Here is a 20,381-nt window from a genome sequence, read left to right on the forward strand (position 1 = left end):
TTATCTCTCTTTTAAAATCCGAATAGAATGATGGGTTTTATTTAACGTTCGCGTTTCTCCATCTTTAAATTTTATCACAGCGTCATTGTTATCACCTAAATCAACTACTTCACCTTCACCGAACATTGTATGCGAAATTTTATCCCCTATAATCATTTTTGAATTAATTGATTTGATTTCATCTTCGTTTGTAATGCTTAAATCTAATCCGTAGTTTGAGCCGGCAATCAACGAATCTTGCACATTAATTCCTATTTCATTTACAAACTGAGATGGTTCCTTATCTAAATTTGTTCCGATTATTTTGCCTCGTGATGAACTTATAAATAATTTCTTTTTTGCCCTTGTTACAGCAACATATGCTAATCTGCGTTCTTCTTCAAGCATCTCTTCATCAAGGATTTTGTTATCTTTATCATACAATCTTTGAGTCGGAAAAACTCCTTTAGTAAGCCCGACTAAAAAGATGTTATCATATTCTAATCCTTTAGCTGAATGGATAGTCATCAAAGTAACAAAATTTGTATTACCATCTGAATCATCATTTACAGATAAGAAATTAATATAATTTAAATAATCTTCAATTGTTTTATCTGGATTTTTCTTTTCCCAAATCGCAATTGAGTTAATTAATTCATTAACATTTTCTTCGGCAGTTCCGCGTAGATTTTTGTTTTTTTCAATAAATTTAAAATATTGTATTTCTTTTAAGAAAAACTCAATGACTTGTGCAATTTTTGCTTTTGGTTTAATCAAGGCTTTATGATATCTGGCAATTAAACCGATAAAACCTTTAATTTTTTCCGAAACATAACGATGTTCCTTAATAAATCTACTTCAGTTTTTCATCAATGCTGTTAAGGTACTGTTTTCATTAGTTGAATCAACAAAATGTTTAATGATTTGAAGATTTTTTTCACCTAAACCACGATTTGGAACATTAATAATCCGCTGCATTGATAACTCATGACCGTTAAAGATTACTCTTAAAAATGCAACTGTGTCTTTGACCTCACTACGTTGATAAAACTTAGTCCCATTCATAATCCGATGTGGAATTCCTTCTTCAATAAGGATTTGTTCAAAAGCACGTGAATAAAAGTTAGAACGATACAAAATAGCAATCGATTTAAGTTGATTTTTCTCTTTTTTAAGTAAGTTTATCTCATTTACAACTCATCGAGCTTCTGCTTCTTCGTTGAAACTATGCATATATTTAATATTTACTCCCGATTCATTATCAGTAACTAAATCTTTATTAAAACGAATTTTATTATGCTTAATTAACTTATTAGCAGCATCTAAAATCTTCTTTGTAGAACGATAATTAACATCCAAAACAACTGTTTTAGCATTTGGAAAATCTTTGTTAAAATTTAAAATTAAATTAACATCTGCTCCTCGTCAATTATATATAGTTTGATCTGGATCACCTACAATTGTTATATGTGTATGTGGTGTAATAATACTCTTAATAATTTGATATTGCAGCACCGATGTATCCTGAAACTCATCAATTAAAATATAATCATATTTATTCTTATATTTTATTAAAACATCGGGACGTAATGTAAATAAATTATTAGTTTGTAAAATTAAATCATCAAAATCTAATGCTCCATTTTGCGCTAAATAATTAGTATATTGTACATAAATTTTGTTTAAAATACTTTTTTCACCTTCTTCTTTATATAAATCAGAAATGTTTTTATTAAAGTTTTTTATGTGAGAAATATGTTGCAATGCACTTTTATAACTTACTTCATTTGTTGTAATATCAAATTCTTTGTATATTTTTGCTAGAACTTGTTCTTTATCAGCTTCATCGATAATAATAAAATTATTTTTGTATCCTAATAAATGAATTTCTTTTTTCAAAATACCAGCACAAAAGGAGTGAAATGTCATAATGTTAAGCTTATCTTTGCTTTCATTACAGTATTTTTGAATTCTACCCGACATCTCTTGTGCAGCCTTGTTAGTAAAGGTTACAGCTAGGATTTTACTTGGAGAAATTCCATATGCATTGATTAAATAGGATACCTTTCGAGTAAGTACCTTAGTTTTCCCTGTTCCGGCTCCTGCTATAATACGTAAAGGGGTATCGAAATATTTAACTGCCTGTGCTTGATGTTCATTAAGATCAGCAAGCAAATTAATCTTCTTATTTATATTCATATGCTTCCTTTATGGTAAGTTAAATTGATCACTACGATATATTTGTCTTCATTGATAGCGAAATGGTTCTAATATATATTGATTGTTTGAAGTTGCTTCAATTTGTTTATTAAAAACCACTCTTGAGTTAGTTAAAAAATCAGTTAATGAAAGTCTTTTTTTTCAAAAAACTAATAAAAAATAATTAGCAAATTTAGTAAAACCAAGTATAGAAAATAAGGTAGTGCTAACTTTAATAGCAATATCATTCTTGATACTTTCATTGAGTTGTAGGATTTTTTTATCTGTAACTTTTATATCAGATGGATAAATAGTCGCAAGAAAAAATAAAAAAATAAATGATATAAAAAATGCAGCAATAATATTTCTCTTTAAGAGCATTTTTATCTTAAATACTTTACTGTCGGTGTCAATTACTTTACATTTAAAAATATATTCACCGAACATTTTTCCTTTTGTTAGTCAAGGGAAAAAGAAATAATATAAATTTGATCAAAATATTGCGATAACAAATGCTAAATAGTAATTTAAAGCATTTATTTTTTCTTTTATAACTGAATTATGTGAAAATCCTCAAAAGATTAAATAAATAACTATTGCATAAATAATAAAATTTATTAAATCGATTGTAAATCTTCTTAAAAAATTAACATTTTGATACATTATTCTAATGCTGACAAAATAGGTATTTTGCGAAGTTTCTTGCTATCAGATAAAATCAGTGAAGCTTCAGTTGATGTTTTTCTTATATATGGATTTGATGAATCGTAATTATTTGCACAAAATTGGTTTTCTAACTTCGTTAATAACTCAAAATGTTTATCAAGTAAAAATTTACTTCTTTTTTCTTTAATTATACTTCTTTCATTAAAGAAAATTGTACGATACATTAAAGAAGTACCAGTTAAAAATCCAGTTAAAAGCAACTTAATAAAATAGGATTTAGCATATATAAATTCTTCAGCACATCTATCTTCAATTGGTTTATTTAGCATTCATTTTTCTATTCCATTAAAACTACCAAGGAAATATTTGGTATTAAATCAAATATCAGAATCAAAATATTCACGATATATTCTGTAATCTAAATACATATAAGTTTTTGCTTCTAATAATAAAATATAATTTATTTCAATACACATTTTAGTATCATAATTGTTTGCAGGAATATAATTTATTACCTTTTTTACTAGTTGTTTTTTGAAAATTTTATTAAAAATAAAAGGGAAAGCATATGCAATTACTGATTTATTTTTGCTAATTAAAACAGACTTATCAATTTGTTGTCGAAGTTTTGGTTTTCAACTAATAGAACCAATTATTCTTGGTTTAAGTTCTAATATATCAACATCATAAAATTTTGCTTGATTGACTATTTCAGAAACATAATTTTTCTTTAAATGACTTTTGCTATTTATTACAGCGATAAAATCGCCATTAGCGAGTTTAAAAGCACTAAGTAAGTTATACTGATATGAATTAATTTTACTGTTATATATAACAATTAAGCGTTCTTTAAAGAAGTCGTAATATTCACTAATTACCTTCATAACTTGTGCTTCTTCATTGCTATGATTAAGGCATAAAATAACCTCAAAATCCTGGTTATCTTGTTCAACTAAATCTTTTAAATATTTTTTAACATCTTTTTTATATTTATTATCAAGCGAAATCAATGAAAGTTTCATTTGAACTCCTTATTTACTATAACATTAATTTTATCATATTTATGCATAAATTCATTAAAAATGACCTTTCAAACTGTGAAAAGTCATTTTTATTTATAATCGTTAATCCCGTTGAAGACTTGCTCTTCTGTTTTATTAACTTCTCAATAACCACTTGCATCACGATTGATTTTAATTCTTTGATGTATTTGTTCAAAGAATACAAAAAATCTTGTTGTAACAAATAAACTTGATATAAGTAATATTAATAATCCAAGCAACATAAAGACACCAAATCATAGGTTTGTTGTTTTATTAAGAGCTATTAAAATGATTAAAGTGATCATTATTATTATGAGCAGATAAATAAACTTAGTAATCGATTTGCTAATTACATCGTTTATAACTAATTTAACATCCGTTTTTGACAAACTGTGTTGATGGTATCTATGTCGTATTACTTCTTTGATGTTGGCAAATAAAGTAGTTGTAATATAAATATATATTGATTCCAAGATTAAGAATGCTACTAGAACATAATTATTTAATGGTACTCTAGTAATGAATAAAATTGCATATAGACTTAAAAACAATAAGATAAATCCTAATAAACCTGCTACAGCATATGTAATACCTATTCGGATAATATAGTAAATTACAATTAATGCAGAGAAAATAGCAAATAAAATAATTGAAATAACTAATGATTTGCTGAGTTCTTTGTTAGAAAGTTTGATAAAATCAATTTTTAAACTTACATCGGTTGCACCTTTTATTATTTTTTGAATCTGGATAATTTCTTGACCCGATAAATTTTGCTTAGATGTTGCAATGATGCTATAGTAATCATAATTTGAATTTCTTGCTATGTTATATACTATGTTATAAGATTTCAGTTCTGAATTTTCATTTAGTTTATTTACTAATTCTTTTGCAATTGAGTTGGATAAACCTAAATGCGAATTATTATAATTATCAGTAATAAAAAACATTGTTCCACGACCTGCATTTGTATCAATGCTAAATGATGCTAATGTATTTTTATAAACTGTAGATAAAGCAATAAAAACAATTAATCCAACTACTATTATAATGAAAATAAAAATAATTAAGTAATTAGATGTTTTTATTCAATTAACTTTTGAAAAGTTTGATTTAGGTAATGTGTCTGTTTTTCGATAAATTCCATAAATTCAATTCTTTTTTTCAAAACCATTATTTATTATAAATTCAAGAGTATATTTATTAAATATTAAAACAACAAAAACTAAAAAGACTGAAGCGATTACATATATTACCGAAGCAATATTAAATGTGTTTTGTCCAAGGAAATAGGTAAATATACCAAGTATTAGGATTAAAATATTCGTATCAACAATCGACCTAACTGAATCGCGATATGAATTTTTGATTGCTTTTTTCTGAGTATCTCCTTTTTTTATCCGATGCTTCATTCGATCAAAAAGTAAAATACTAGTATCCAAAAAGAATCAATAACTAGAAATAACAAAAATAAAGGTGTATGGTGAATATTCCCCTCGTAATGCTGTAAGGATTAATAATGTTAGGAAAATATATAACGCTGCAGAAATAGTGTTTAATGCTCCTAAAATACCATAATTAACTATCATAAAGATAGAAAGAACTACAAAAATAGTAATTGCAGCAATCATTGTATAAAACATTGTAGAATTATCAATTTCTTGATGAGCATATACACTTGAAACAAGATCTAATTTATAATCATCAAGTGCAAAATTAATCTCATTTGCCAAATCTGTAGCTTGATTATTTGTATAATTATTTGATAGACGAATTGGTTGTCCGTTTTGATTAATCAATAAACTACCGATAAAATATTTTTTAAGGTTTTCTTTAATCAAGTTATCTTTTTGTGCATTTGGTTCCCTAACACGTTCATTAACATGTACATAATTTCAAAGATTTTTGTTTGCTTTTTGTCAACCTGATGCATCATTTTTTGCAATTAATTCTAAATCCTTATAATTAAGTCAAAAAAGCATATGTTTATCTTTCGATCTTAATACACCCTCAGTTGCTTGTGCCCATTCTGAATTTTCTGAAACAGCAATAGATATAAAGTTTGAATTATCAAAATTTGAAGGTGTATAACTAGCACCATCTTTTTTAAATGGTGGGAATAATTTATCATAATCAGCAGTATCTAAACTAAGATTAGAATTATATTTACCTTCTAAGAATAATGGTCTTAAATCAGAATCCGTAATTAATAAACTTGGTTTATCTACCAATTGATGTTCAAATTTTGATTTTTCATCATCGTTAAAATTTCCGCTTTTATTTACCAACAAATAACCATCGGATAATGTTGTAACATTGCTACCACTAATTCTCTTTGCAATATCTAGATTAACTTTCTCTGTTTCAGAAGCATTTGCTAAATTACCATTATATTTCACCGATATAACAGTTTTAATCCCATTAGTGTAATCTATGGATGTGTTCGATGATTTACCAATATAAAAAATGCTACCAAACACAATCGTAATAATTGCAGAAATGAGCATAAAAATACTTATTATGGATCTAAAAAATTTGTTTGAAAATAATAATTTTTTCATATTATTCATAAATATAATATACCACAATTTATGGTTTTTTTTAGTAAGATTTAGTATTTGTTATAATATTTTTTGTGAAATTAAGTAATCAATCCCTTTAGATGTAATTCTCCTTCCTCGTGAACTTTTTTCAATTAAATTAAGATAAAGCAAAATCGGTTCAATTTCAGTTAGGATATCGCCTTTTTCTCGAATAGTTAGACCTGAAATAGTGTTTAATGACACACTATTTTGATCAAAACCATCCTTTAGAATTTCTAAATACTGAATATGTTCGTTTGTTAATCCGTATTTATAAATTTCCAAACTTCTTAAAGTTTTCTTAGTAATCTTTTTATCAATAATACCATTATTATGAGAGATAGCAAAATCGTGAACACGTTGAATGATGTGATTTGCAATTCTAGGTGTTAACCTTGAATATTCACATAAAATTTCTAAAATTTCAGTTGCAACTTTTATATTCAATTTGGTACATGTATTCTCAAGAATTCGTATAATATCATCTTTTGTGTAATTAATAATTCTACCAATATAGCCAAAACGATCCTTAAGTGGTTGGATTATTTCATTAATTTTAGTAGTTGCTCCAATCAAAGTGAATGGTTTTATCTTCATACGCATCGATCGAGAATTACCATCTACACCTATGATTAAGTCAAAAACAAAATCTTCCATTGCATTATATAAAAATTCAATCACTGCTTTATTAATACTATGGATTTCATCAATAAATAATATATCTCCTTCGTTAATTACAGAAAGCATACTGATTAAATCAGATTTCTTCTCAATATTTGCTCCCTGAACATAATGAATGCTTTTGCCATATTCATTTGCTATAATTGTAGCTAATGTTGTTTTACCCATACCGGGTGAACCATAAAAAAGTATATGTGGAAGTACTTTGTCTTGGAGTTTTGAACTTTCTATAATTGTTTTTAGTGTATTTTTTAAATGATTTTGTCCTATAAAATCATCAAAATTTTGAGGTCTAAGCTCTAATTTCTCCATCTTTATTTCCAGTAATTAAACCAATGCTTTCTTCAAGCATCTTATCAAAGTCTTTTTTCTCAGTAATATTTAAAAGCGCATAATCAATTTGTTTTTTCTTGAATCCTAATGTTGATAATGTGTTTGATAATTCATTAATCATTGCAGTTGATTCAGAATTAGTTTGAATGCTTTTATCAACCATTTTTCTTCATTTATCACCTAATTCTAAGCATATAAGTCGTGCTGTTTTTTCACTTACAAATTGACATTTTGCAATTTCTTCTCAATTATTTTGTGCAATTGCATTTGCTATTAATTCTCAACCTTTATCTAAGATGATAATCGCTACTTTTGGTCCTACTTTATCTACATTTAGTAAATCCATAAATAGGATTCTTTCTTTAAATTCCTTAAACCCATAGAAATTATGTAGATAATCTGTTGAATGTTCATAAATGTATATTTTCAATTTTTGTCCTAATTCAAAGCGATTTATACTTGGAACAGTTACAATGTAGCCATCTCCTTTGTTTTCAAATATCAAGTTATTTTTATTTTTGTGAACTATTTCACCAATTTTATAAAGTATCATTTTTTCCTCCACAATATATATAAAAAAAGAACTAATTACAAACTAAAAAAGGCGAAAAAAAATAGCAAATGCTACTATTTCTGAATTCTGTCACTTTGTGCAACATAGTGTTTAACTTTTACACCTTTGTAAAAACCACAATTTCAGCATACAACATGTTGTTCAATTGCTTCTGAACAGTTACTGCATTTTACTAAATTAGGTAATGTTAAAGCACTGTGTGTTTGTCTTTTGTGTTTACGTTGTTTAGATGTTTTACGTTTTGGTACAATAGCCATGGTTTTCCTCCTTTGTGGTTTTTTTTAATAAAAATTATCTTAATAATTGAAAGCTTTTTAATTATATTAAAAAAGATTATAAATAGAAATAAAAAATTATGTTTTTTATCTAATGAAATTTATACTTAATAGATTCTTTCAAAAACATTAACTTTTACTTTTTTAACTATATTACAGTTGTAAAAATACAACTGGAAGATAATTATAGTTAGTATTTTAATGTATCTTGATATAAATCGTAAAACATCCCTGAGACAACGGGTTGGTTTTTATAAAATAAAGTTTTATAATCTTGTGAAATAAACACATAATTTCGGGTTTGAATATCTTTGATTTTTGTTAATATTTTGGCTGGATAATGAAAATGCCTAGATAATGGTATCTTGTAAAAATAATCTGACTTTTTCTGCTGCATATCATAATCTTTTGCATAAACAAATATTCCGTTGCTTCGGAAATTAAGTTGTGTGTTCTCTCTTTTATCTAGTATTTTATGATATAAAAGATTGCTCTTTCCTAATTTATTATTATAATCACGATATTTTTTTAAGTCTTTTTGCATTCTTTTAAAGGTAAAAAATGAATTCGTGTATAAAAACAAATCAATTCCAAAAAGCACCAATAAAGTTATCATAACTGCATTAAAAGTATCGTATGAATTTGTGTTAATCTTTTGTTTTAACAGTATAAATAAGAGCAAAATAGAAATAAACGAAATTACACTGATTATTGTTATAAAAATTAGAATTTTAATATATAATTTAATTCTTTGATACAAGAAATCAAAAACTTTGTTATCAATCTTTGCTTTAGCATTCTTAAGTCGATATAAACTAAAACTAATATAATCTGATACAAATTTGTTATAAGGTATCAGAAATCAAATCATCGAATAAATTATACCTATCATATTCTTCCTTAATCTTTTTGTTTTTATAATTATATCATTTGATATAAATTCACTAAATTTTTGATATTTTTAGTCTAATTACTTTTATTTTATAAATCTTATGATATAAATATTAATAATTATTATTCTTATTTACAAAATTATAATATTTCCTTAAAAATAACTTATCAAATTAATGCAGGAGCATAAATGAACAATACTATTCCTACTAAAATTTTAGGTTTAGGTGGTTTACTTGAAATAGGTAAATCTACCCTTATAATAGAACATTTAAATCATATTTTTATCATTGATTCAGGAATTAAATTCGCTGATACTTATAATACTGGTATCAAAGGGATTGTACCTAGATATGAATATTTAAAGCAATCTAATAAAATAATTGAAGGTGTTTTTATCACTCATGGGCATGAAGATCATATTGGTGGAGTTGTATATTTAGCAAAACAAGTTAATATTAAAAAAATCTTTGCCCCAAGAATTGCAATTCAATATTTAAAATTAAAATTTGATGAACATAAAATTAATAAAAATATCGAATTTATCGAGATAAATAAATCAGATGTACATTACTTTGATAATAATTGTAAAGTTGATTTTTGAACTGCACAACACTCAATTCCAGATGCTTTTGGTATCAGAATTACAACTCCAAATGGTTCAATAATGTGTACTGGAGATTTTCGTTTTGATTATACTCCAATTGGTAATTACACAGATTTTGCCCGCCTCGATGAAATCGGAAAACAAGGACTTACAGCACTTTTATCCGATTCTACTAATGCAATGCGTCCTAATCACTCACCAAGTGAAAGTGATATTTTGACTGACATTGAACGTATTATTACTGATGCAAAACACAAAATTGTTGTTACAACTTTTGCATCAAACCTTACAAGAGTTAAAGTTATTATCGAACTAGCTCAAAAGTTAGGTAGAAAGGTCATTACATTTGGAAGATCAATGATACAAGGAGTGAAAATTGGCCGCAAGTTAGGTTATATAAATGTTAGCGATGATGTTTTAATCGATAAAAAACAACTTGCAAGCACACCTAATAAGGATTTACTAATTTTAACCACCGGATCACAAGGAGAACAATTAGCAGCTTTATCAAGGATGAGTTATGGTAAACATGCTACTATAAAAATAACCAAAGGTGATGTAATTATATTTTCCTCAAGTCCAATTCCTGGAAATCGTATGGTTGTAGAATTACTTATTAACCGACTTTATAAACTAGGAGCAATAATCAAAGAAAATGGTATTGATGGTTATTTACATACGTCTGGTCATGCATATCAATGAGAGCATGACAAAATTTTTAGACTAACTAAACCCAAATACTTTCTTCCTTATCATGGTGAATACCGAATGTGTGTTGCACATGGAAAAACAGCCATATCAAATGGTATAAATCCAAAGAATGTTTTGATTTTAGAAAAAGGTGATGTATATCATATGTTGAATCAAAATATCTATAAAACCAATGAGAAAGTTGATTTTGGACCAGTTTATATTGATGGTAATAAAGTATTAACAATTAATGCAAATATTATTAAACAAAGGGAGATGCTGAAAGAATCTGGTTTTGTAAATATAGTATTTTTAATAGATAAAGAAAAAAATATGATTATTGGTAGACCTAATATTATCACTCGTGGAAGTTTCTTTGTTAAAACATCCAAAGAATTAGTAGATGAAGCTCGACGTATTAGTCACGGAGCAATCTTACATCAAATCAAAAACTCGAATAATTGAACCACCAAGGATTTAGAAAAAGTTATTATCGATAGATTATCTAATTTGTTTTATAAAGAAAAACGTCGTAAACCAATTATTATTCCTACAATTATATTTACCGAAGAAACAGCTGATGAAAGGATAAAAGAATGTAAAATTAATTTTACTAATTCTAAATCAGATACACAACTTTGCCATATCGAAAACAAAACACAGATAATAAAAAACAACAAAAAACAAAAACAAATGCTTGATGATTTAAAGCAAGAAATTTTTGGTGATGTTTGTGCAGATGATGATCATGACGAAGATGATGAAATTTAAAATAACAAGGTTTTCTTGTTATTTTATCTTGGAGTTGGACTAAAAGATTAATAACCAATTATATTAATCTTTTTCGCAATTCTTTATGTTTATCAATATTTATTTTTATATTTTTTAGAATTTTTAAATCAAATATTTGATTAATTTATTCTAACATTAATATTTTTTTTGTAAAACTAGGAAATCATTTGCTTGTTTATAATTCATTTCTCCATCAAATAGCACTTCATTATCTTTTGGAACAAAAAATACTTCATAAACTAGACTTACCTTTTGTTCAGAAGCATTTGGTATACTAAAAAAATCATATTTTGAAAAATTGAAATTAAAGGTTCGTTGACTTACATATGAAATATGGACTTTATTATTCTTCTCCTTATTTATCACTAGATGATTAGGAAAATTTCAGTTTAATATTTGACCAAGTGATTTACTTATATGAACTATGAGTTTATTTTTTCTCAAAACATTCTCTATTTTCTTCCCAGATAAAAATAATTCTTCAAAATTATTTTTTATATTTAATGGAGTTAAATTAGATGACTGTTCTTTTGCTGTATTTAATAGTGGTAGAAGAATTTTTTGATTAAATTCTTCTGTTGTGTTAATTATCAATGGCTGCTTTGTTTGCTCGATATTAGATAATGATCGATTTGTTAAATCTCCTAAAAATAATATTTTTTTAGAATTTATACTTTGTTTTATCTGAATATTATTTATCAGATTTGTTAAACTTTCAAACGATTCACGAACTATAAAATCTGTAAATTTATAATTAAGTTCATAATACAATCTTTTTTTTAACACTTTTTGTTGTGTTTTATCAAGTTCAGTTATTGTGTAATCTTTGTTTTTTGGTATTTTTAACACAGTAAATATAGGTAAGTAAGGTGAAAGAGCAGTTCAAACAGGTAAATCCATACCTGTAGTTGTTTTTAGTATACTTACTTTGTTGCTGCTGATATGATCAAAAATTAGATATTCTAAATATTCAGTGCCAAATAAATCACCATCTTGATATATAAGGATATTATTATCATTTAATACATTTTCTAAGCTTTGGTTATTTAAAAAATCTTTTTCAAAAATTTGCAAAATATCATTGTCCGACAATAATTTTTGCATATGAAATTTTTGGTATGTTTGATTGATAACATTTATAACAGTATCATTAAATTCGGATTTAGATTTAATTAATGTAGGCTTGCTAAAATAAATCGGAGTAGTTGAAATCTTATTTTTATCTATAAATTGATCAAAAAGCTCAGAATTATTCATAACAATTCCTTGTTGAACTTGCTTAAGTCGTAGCAAATCCATTAAATATGGTGTATCAGTAGAAACAGTTTCTGAATAATCTTTTTTATTTGAACATGAAACTGCAATAGCAGTGAATATTGGTGTAGAGATAAGTAGTGATTTTAATAATTTACTCTTGAATGACATATGTAAACGCTAAAACATCATCAACAGAATTTTCAAACAAAGCTGATTTTCATTTCTTCACTACTAATCTATATTCACCATCTTCTGTTGTATGATATTCTATTAATTCATCATTTGATGAAATAGACTTAGAAGATGCTACTGTTATTCAACCTTGAATTTTATCATATTTTTCTAAATACAAATCATAATCAGAAAACTTTTCTGATTGTCTATTCAATACCACTTTATGTTTTAATCAATCATTAGAACGATGCTCAATGCTTCATTTTTCACTTTCCTTATTTAATCTGTCAACTTCAATAGAATTAGCAACTATTCCACCAATAGGTCCTAAAAATCATCATCAATTAACATTAGGATTATATGCTGGTTGATTTTCTTTGTTTTTTAATAAACCTGCATTAAACATCCATGATAAAGATGCTTTTATTGTTTTTCCTTTTGAAGTAAAAAAAGAATTAGTAGATTTTATTACACCAGCTGAATTATTATATTTAACTGTTGCATAATTAATATGATTTGATGCTTTTATCATATTTTCATAATCAGGAATTCCGGCTCCATATTTATTTGAAAAACCGCTAGTCTTTATTTTTTGATCACTATCATTTGTTGAAACAGCAGATGCACTAAGGATGCTTTTTAATGCTGGTATTCTATATAAATCATTGTCTAATAAAGGTTTTTCTCGTAATAATGTTGATAGCATACCCGCAACAACAGGAGATGAATGAAAAACTTGTTCCTTGTCAGGTTTGTCCGTTAGCTAATGTATATGAGCCTGGTGCAGCTATAAAAGGCTTAGCTATATCACCGTGACTCGAATCAATTAAAACATTAGAATATGATGCTATTTTATTATCTTTTATGTTATCGTTTAAATTTTTATCTAGTGCACCAACAACTATTGAATTATATGATAAACCAAATTGATTTATTCACTTCATCATTTTCTGATTATCATTTCCATTTCCAGCTGAAATTACATTCAATACACCATATTTTCTTGATAAATAATCAAGAATATAACTTTCTTCATCATAATACTTATATTTTTCTTCATTAAAACTTCCGTAACTGTGATTTATGATTTTTATTTTTTTGTCAATTACCATTTCTTCTAATCTTGTTTGTCAATCAGAATTTGTATTATAAAATGATGAAAAATATATGCTAGCTTTTTTGTCAAAACCTTCTTTTCCTGCTGCTATTATTGTCGAAATTAAACCATGATCATTGTTCACATTATATTCGTTAAGTATTTCAACTTTGTTTTTGTCGAAATTATTAGTTTTTCATTTTTGTAGTGCTCTATTTGCTTCCAAAATACCTATTTTATTTAAATTATATCCACCATGACTATTAAGATCTTTTTCGTTTTGTTTTAGAAAATTAACGGTTTTATAAACATCATTTATATTCTTAATATCATAATTATGGTGATTATAATAAGATCCACCACCTAATATTCTAGTATCAATTTCACTAAATTTTGTCATCAGCATCATATTTGATTCTGGATTATTTTTATACAATATAAATCTATTTACTTGTTTGTTATCCTTTATTTTTGAAATAAATTCTTTGCGATCTGTTTCGCTTTTGAAATAAAATCATACAATAGGTGATATTCTGCTAATAACAGAATTTAAAAAATCTATTTTCAACATTTTCATATGCTCAAGAAATTTTTGATTTTCTGTTTTTATAAAATCTTCATCATTGATTTGATTTTGATTTTTGTAATTATGATTTAATAGAACCTTTAATTCAAAATGATTATCAGGTTGTGGTGTTGAAGAATTAATACTATAATTTCTAGCAAAAGATTCTCTTATTTGTAGTTTTGGATTTGTTGAATTTTCATATCATTGAACATTAGTTACATTCCTTGGTGTTGATACAATGGTTATAGGAAAAACAACAGTAGATGCTATACCTAGTACACATAAGAACTTTCTTTTATGTTTCATTATGCTCCTTTTTTAATTTTAAATTGATAAGGCATTTTTTCTTATAACAAAACAATTAAATACCATATAAGATTTTCATCCTTTTTTAACCTTATCTATAATTATATTAGCATAAAAAGTAAAATTACAAAATTTTTTATATTCGTTAAAAAAACCAAGAAAATTTCGCTTCCTGTTTTTATTCTTTTTAACTATAAATTATCAGATGTTAATTCATCATACCTAGATCATTTGCTGACAAAAAATGTTTTGTTTTAGAAAATCAGGATTAGTTTCACAAACACTAAAAATGAAAATAGACAATGCAAAGGAGATAATAAAGCAGGAATCATTAAAAATAACAAAAAAACACAAAAAATGCTTAATTATTTGAGATAAGAAATTTTTGTTGATGTTTGCTCCGCTGATGACTATGGCGAAGATGATGAAATTTAAAATAACAAGGTTTTCTTGTTATTTTATCTTTGCTTTACCAAAAAGTCATTAGTTTCTTTAAAATTTAACACACCTTTAAATTTAATACTATAATCATTTGGTGCTTGAAAAACTTCTAAAATGAGATTTACTTTAACATCACTTGCTTCCTTATTTTGATCATCACTTCTTCTTGAATTAAATTCAAACACTCTTTCTGATATTTTAGCTAATGTCATTTCCTTATTTCTGCTATTAATATCATATTTAATTGTTTGATACGGATAAGTAAAATGATATATATTACCTTTTTCTTTTATAATACGAATATATAAATTATTATTAGTAAGTATATCTGAAAGGTCTTTTGCTTTTAAATATTGAGATTGAAAAATATTTTTAATTTCTTGTTTAGACAGATTAAGATGTAAGTTTTGTGAAATATTATATATATTGTCTAAAAACTGATTGTTAAATTCTGATTCATTAGTTATTTTCAGATACTCAGTAGTTGATGGTATTAGAGCAAGTATATCATTTGTTAACTCACCTAAAAATTCTACAGGTTTATATATTATATCTTGCCTAATTTGCGCTTTATTTATAAGTAACTTTATGTCAATTTGTTTGTCCCCTAGAATAAAATCGTCTTTTTTGTAATGCAATTCATTAGATAAATTGTTAATATACTGATCTATTTGGTCATTAGGAAATTCTTTAATTTCATAATCCTTGTTTTTAGGTAACTTAAAGATTGTAAATATCTTTCTTGTATAATAAATATAAAGGTGTTTAACATCTAAATAATAACCAGGTAGAATTTTAAAAATTTTGATTTTCCCCATATCATTTTCCGCATCATAAACAAGATAATCTAGATAAGATGGGATTTGATACGGGGTTTGCTCATAAATTAAAATATTTTGTGTTTTTAATATATCATCTATGTTTTTAGCATCTAAAAAATCATCTTCAAATGTTTTTGTTATTTCTTCATCACTCATAGATTTATTTAAGTTATATTTTTGGTAAAGTTCATTAACCTTACCTACAACATTCTTAATAAACTCATCTTTTGTTTTAATTAAAAGTGGTTGATTAAAATAATTAACAGCACTTCATTGATCTTTTTTGTAAGGAATAAATTGGTCAAAAATTTGTGAATTATTTAGTTTAATATCTTGTGATTGTTGTTTTAATCTTAGTAAATTTATTGAATATCCAAGGTTACGTTCGGTTTGTTGAGTTTCTGAATTTTTATTATCGTGTTTTGAAGTTGAACATGCAGATGCAATAATAGTAATAATAGGTGTAGTACCGAAAATAAATTTAAATAGTTTATTTTTGAACAACATATGTATATGCTAAAATATCATCCACTGAGTTATCAAATAAAGCTGATTTATATTTCCTTACTACTAATCTATATTCTCCTGAACCATCTGATTTATATTCAATTAATTCATCATTAGATGTTGAAGATTCAGATCTTGCAACTTCAACTCAACCTTTATTATACTCATACTTTTCTAAGATAAAATCATAATCTGAAAATTTCATTTTTTGTTTTTTTAATACTTCATCTGTTTTTAATCAATCTGATTTGTGGTGGGTTTTTTCTCATTCTGATGTCTCTCTTTTTACACGATCTGACTCTACTTTGTTAGCTATTAAACCACCGATTGGACCTAAAAATCACCATCAATTTACATTTGAATTGTATTTTGGTTTATTTTCAAGATTCTTTAATAAACCTGCATTAAACATTCATGATAACGATGCTTTTAATATTTGGCCTGAATTTAAATAAATCGAATTTGATCTTTTAAGAATATCATTAGTATCGGATGAATTGATCTTTAATATACTTAAATTATCTGCGGCTATTTTCATATTTTCAAAGTCAGGTATACCTGATCCATATAAATTGCTAAAACCATTAGATTTATTGAGTTGTTTCGGATCGTTTGTTGATATAGCAGAAGCACTAAGGATACTTTTTAAAGCAGGTATTCTAGTTTCATCTTTATCTAATATTAATTTTTTCTCTCTTAATAATGTAGATAATAATCCAGTTATAACTGGTGCAGAAAAACTTGTTCCATTTTTTTCTTCATATAATTCAAACGTTCCAGGTGCAGTTATAAATGGTTTTGCAACATCACCATTACTTGGGTCAATTAATATATTCGAGTATGATGCAATTCGGTTGTCTTTTATATTTGCTTCTAAATTCTTATTTAATGCACCTACAACAATTGAATTGTAAGATAATGAATATTTATTTATTCAATTCATTCCTCTGCCATCATTACCATTTCCAGCAGAAAATACATTTACAACACCATATTTTCGAGAAAGATAATCAACTATATAACTTTCTTCACCGTAAAGTTTTTCTCTTAAATTAAGACCACTTCCGTAACTATGGTTAATAATTCTAATACCTTTATCTATAATTAAATCCTCAAGTCTTTTTTGTCAGTCGCTATTTTTGCCATCAAAAGATGTAAAATAAATACTTGCTTTCTTATCAAAACCTTCCTTGCCACCTACAATAGATGAAACAATAATACCGTGATCATCTACATCTTCTTTTGTCTCTGTATATTGATTCAAAACATACATATTATTTTTGAAAAAATTATATGTAGTCGAATAATTAAGTTGTCCTCTATATTCCATAACACCTACATTATTTTCATTGTAACTGGTATGACTATTTAGATCTTTTTGATTTTGTTTTTCAAAATTTACTGTTTTATAAATTTGATATTTATTTTTGATTTCATATCTGAAAAGATCATCTCTGTATGAATAATAATTATCAGGAGATTCATAAATTTCTTTTACAGGTATTTTGATATTTGTTATATCATTTTTATAAAGAATAAATCGATTAACCTGATTATCTTTATTTAATTTATGTATAAATTTTTTACGATTATCTTCATTTTGAAAATAAAATCATACTATCGGTGAGATTCTGCTTGAAGTAGAACTCAGAAATTTTAATCCTATTTTTTTAACATAATTAATAAAATTTTGGTTTTGTTCTTTTATATATTTTTCATCATTAATTTGTAAGTTGGTTAAATATTTATGATTTAATAAAACTTTTAACTCATAATCATTATTTATTTGTCCAACACTTGAATTAAGATTATAATTTTTACCAAACGAATCTCTAACTTCTAACTTTAGATCATTTGCTTTTTCATATCATTGGATGTTTTTATTTGTATTTGGTGTTGATACGATTGCAATAGGTAAGACAACAGTCGATGTTATACCTAATGCTCATAAAAATTTTCTTCTATTTTTCATTTTACTCCTTTTATTTTGATTGATAACATTATTTAACTATTTTATTTAATATATTTTTTATAAAGGCAAGATTCCACTCCACCAATATATTATTTTCTTTTAATATTATTTTTGTTTTACTAAAAAATCATTGGTTTCTTTAAAGTTTAATATACCTTCAAATTCCACACTATAATCCTTTGGTATTTGAATAACTTCATAAATTAAATTTGATTTAATATCATCAAGTCAAAGTAGATTATATAGATATAACCTGCTTGAATTAAAACTAAATATTCTATCTGAAATTTCTGCTAATACAACTTCTTTGTTATTAGTTTGATATTTAATGGTTTGATACGGATAGGTTCAATGATATATATCGCTTTTTTTCATTTATAATACATATTTTAATACTAAAACATCAACTAAATTTTTAAATTGAGTTGATTTGTTTATATCTATTAAGTCTTTTTTTAATCTTATTTACTATATCATTGATTAATTTATTAAATATTGATAAATATAATTTATTATTAACATCATATAAATTTAGATACTTTAATATCCTCGGTTTATAATCTCAATTGTTTATAAATTTTGATATCAGTTTATTTTCAATAACCATTTTACTCCATTTTTTAATTTTAAATTGATAAGGTAGGTTTTATTATATTTAATTATTTACCTTAATAAGATTTCATCCTTTTTTAACCTTATCTATAATTATAATAACATAAAAAAGTGAAATTACAAAATTTTTTATATTTGTTATTAAAAAAAACCAAGAAATTTTACTTCTCGGTTTTTTTGCTAATGAACTATAAATTATCAGATGTTAATTCATCATACCTTGATCAGTTGGTAACAAAAAATGTTTTATTTCTAACCATTTCATTATCTTTATCAAACAATTGATAATTTTCGCTTTTAGGAACACTGATAAACAAAGCAATTGGACGATGTGAATTACGAACATTTTCGCTGTTAGGCATAAATCAATTAATAAGATATACTTTCTTTAAAATACTATCTAAATTAAAACTATAAGCATCGATATTCCTTGCATAATTATCTGTAAAATAATAATATACATTGTTATTATGCAGTAAATTTTCTAAGCTTGTATTTGCTACTAATTGAGCATATTCTTTAATTCGACCTACTTGATAAGAATTTAAATTATTAAAAACTATATCATCAATATTTGAAAGAGTACCAATTTTTTGAAAATTTTCTTTTATAGCTTCATATTTTTTGTATTCATTAACACTTGCTTCATCTTTTGATGTAGATAAACGATAAAAATCGTGTTTTTTATTAAGTTCATTTTTGTTTAAAAGTGATATATATTCATTTTCCTTTTGAAAATAAATTGCAGGATGATATTCATTAAAGAATGATAAATTATCAAAATTCTTTTTGCTTTGTGATCTAACTGCTTGCGAAAAATTACGAACTAAACTTTCGAATCTTTTCACTTCAGATGCAGAAAGAATTTTATCTAAATCAGACTGATCTCTTCCTTCGTTTTTTGCTTTATCATATGCTTTATATTTTGTAAGATTATTATTAAAGAATTCGTTATTTTCAGTTCTGATTTTCTTTTGTAAATCTAATACAGATTGAACAGGTGAAATTTTATCATTTTTACTTGGGGTTTGTTTATCAGTTCCACCAACCTTAATTTTTTCATCGTTAATTTTCCGATAACTACATGAAATAGCAGCCGATGTTGTTATTAAAGGCAATAAAGAACCACCTGAAACCAAAATTTTTCTAACACTTTTTTTCATAATTATTTAATGTTTTTTAAACATTGCTCCATAATTGATATATATCTATATTATAGTCTTTTTTAGCAATTCAAACATTCTTATAATTTTTCTGGTATATAAATATTTCTAGATAAAAAATAAATATGTTAATTTTTCACATATTTATACTT

The 20,381-nt window shown here is 25.3% G+C and carries 16 protein-coding genes; 1 reads left to right on the top strand and 15 read right to left on the bottom strand.

The window, feature by feature from the left end:
• The 8 genes from ACXYRN_RS00385 to ACXYRN_RS00420 all read right to left on the bottom strand — a co-directional run bounded on the left by ACXYRN_RS00385 (position 1) and on the right by ACXYRN_RS00420 (position 9,224).
• Complete coding sequence (locus tag ACXYRN_RS00385; protein ID WP_458607250.1) at positions 1-2,178, bottom strand: ATP-dependent helicase; 2,178 nt, start codon at positions 2,176-2,178, stop codon at positions 1-3.
• 9 nt (positions 2,179-2,187) lie between these two features.
• Positions 2,188-2,559, bottom strand: a complete 372-nt coding sequence (locus ACXYRN_RS00390; protein WP_458607251.1) for a hypothetical protein — start codon at positions 2,557-2,559, stop codon at positions 2,188-2,190.
• Between the two features lie 281 nt (positions 2,560-2,840).
• Complete coding sequence (locus ACXYRN_RS00395) at positions 2,841-3,866, bottom strand: glycosyltransferase (protein ID WP_458607252.1); 1,026 nt, start codon at positions 3,864-3,866, stop codon at positions 2,841-2,843.
• A gap of 89 nt (positions 3,867-3,955) precedes the next feature.
• Positions 3,956-6,394 (bottom strand): protein translocase subunit SecDF, encoded by a 2,439-nt coding sequence (gene secDF, locus ACXYRN_RS00400; RefSeq protein ID WP_458607253.1) that lies wholly within the window; start codon positions 6,392-6,394, stop codon positions 3,956-3,958.
• Between the two features lie 114 nt (positions 6,395-6,508).
• The gene (gene ruvB, locus ACXYRN_RS00405; RefSeq protein WP_458607254.1) at positions 6,509-7,462 is read right to left on the bottom strand and encodes a Holliday junction branch migration DNA helicase RuvB; all 954 of its coding nucleotides are present in this window, start codon (positions 7,460-7,462) and stop codon (positions 6,509-6,511) included.
• A complete protein-coding gene (gene ruvA, locus ACXYRN_RS00410) occupies positions 7,443-8,036 on the bottom strand; it encodes a Holliday junction branch migration protein RuvA (RefSeq protein ID WP_435128490.1) in 594 nt (197 codons plus the stop codon). The genes ruvB and ruvA overlap by 20 nt, the downstream gene beginning before the upstream one ends.
• A gap of 74 nt (positions 8,037-8,110) precedes the next feature.
• Positions 8,111-8,314: a 50S ribosomal protein L32 gene (rpmF, locus tag ACXYRN_RS00415; protein ID WP_435128492.1), complete on the bottom strand. Its 204-nt coding sequence runs from the start codon at positions 8,312-8,314 to the stop codon at positions 8,111-8,113.
• Positions 8,315-8,522: 208 nt separating this feature from the next.
• Positions 8,523-9,224 carry a hypothetical protein gene (locus tag ACXYRN_RS00420; protein WP_458607255.1) on the bottom strand — a complete coding sequence of 234 codons (702 nt, stop codon included), beginning with the start codon at positions 9,222-9,224 and terminating at the stop codon, positions 8,523-8,525.
• Positions 9,225-9,413: 189 nt separating this feature from the next.
• Here ACXYRN_RS00420 and ACXYRN_RS00425 point away from each other — a divergent pair, with 189 nt between their 5' ends.
• Positions 9,414-11,291, top strand: coding sequence for a ribonuclease J (locus tag ACXYRN_RS00425; protein WP_458597487.1), 1,878 nt, complete (start codon positions 9,414-9,416; stop codon positions 11,289-11,291).
• Between the two features lie 156 nt (positions 11,292-11,447).
• Here ACXYRN_RS00425 and ACXYRN_RS00430 read toward each other — a convergent pair whose 3' ends face one another.
• The 7 genes from ACXYRN_RS00430 to ACXYRN_RS00460 all read right to left on the bottom strand — a co-directional run bounded on the left by ACXYRN_RS00430 (position 11,448) and on the right by ACXYRN_RS00460 (position 20,229).
• Positions 11,448-12,737 (bottom strand): hypothetical protein, encoded by a 1,290-nt coding sequence (locus ACXYRN_RS00430; protein WP_458607256.1) that lies wholly within the window; start codon positions 12,735-12,737, stop codon positions 11,448-11,450.
• The gene (locus ACXYRN_RS00435) at positions 12,721-13,449 is read right to left on the bottom strand and encodes a hypothetical protein (RefSeq protein WP_458607257.1); all 729 of its coding nucleotides are present in this window, start codon (positions 13,447-13,449) and stop codon (positions 12,721-12,723) included. Before ACXYRN_RS00435 ends, ACXYRN_RS00430 begins: the two co-directional genes overlap by 17 nt.
• Complete coding sequence (locus ACXYRN_RS00440; protein ID WP_458607258.1) at positions 13,397-14,713, bottom strand: S8 family serine peptidase; 1,317 nt, start codon at positions 14,711-14,713, stop codon at positions 13,397-13,399. The genes ACXYRN_RS00435 and ACXYRN_RS00440 overlap by 53 nt, the downstream gene beginning before the upstream one ends.
• Before the next feature lie 458 nt (positions 14,714-15,171).
• Positions 15,172-16,482, bottom strand: a complete 1,311-nt coding sequence (locus tag ACXYRN_RS00445; RefSeq protein WP_458607259.1) for a hypothetical protein — start codon at positions 16,480-16,482, stop codon at positions 15,172-15,174.
• Positions 16,466-18,454, bottom strand: a complete 1,989-nt coding sequence (locus ACXYRN_RS00450) for a S8 family serine peptidase (RefSeq protein ID WP_458607260.1) — start codon at positions 18,452-18,454, stop codon at positions 16,466-16,468. Before ACXYRN_RS00450 ends, ACXYRN_RS00445 begins: the two co-directional genes overlap by 17 nt.
• A gap of 105 nt (positions 18,455-18,559) precedes the next feature.
• Complete coding sequence (locus tag ACXYRN_RS00455; protein ID WP_458607261.1) at positions 18,560-18,829, bottom strand: hypothetical protein; 270 nt, start codon at positions 18,827-18,829, stop codon at positions 18,560-18,562.
• Positions 18,830-19,254: 425 nt separating this feature from the next.
• A complete protein-coding gene (locus tag ACXYRN_RS00460) occupies positions 19,255-20,229 on the bottom strand; it encodes a hypothetical protein (protein WP_458607262.1) in 975 nt (324 codons plus the stop codon).
• Between the last annotated feature and the right edge of the window lie 152 nt (positions 20,230-20,381).

The organism is Mycoplasma sp. 4423 (assembly GCF_054353855.1).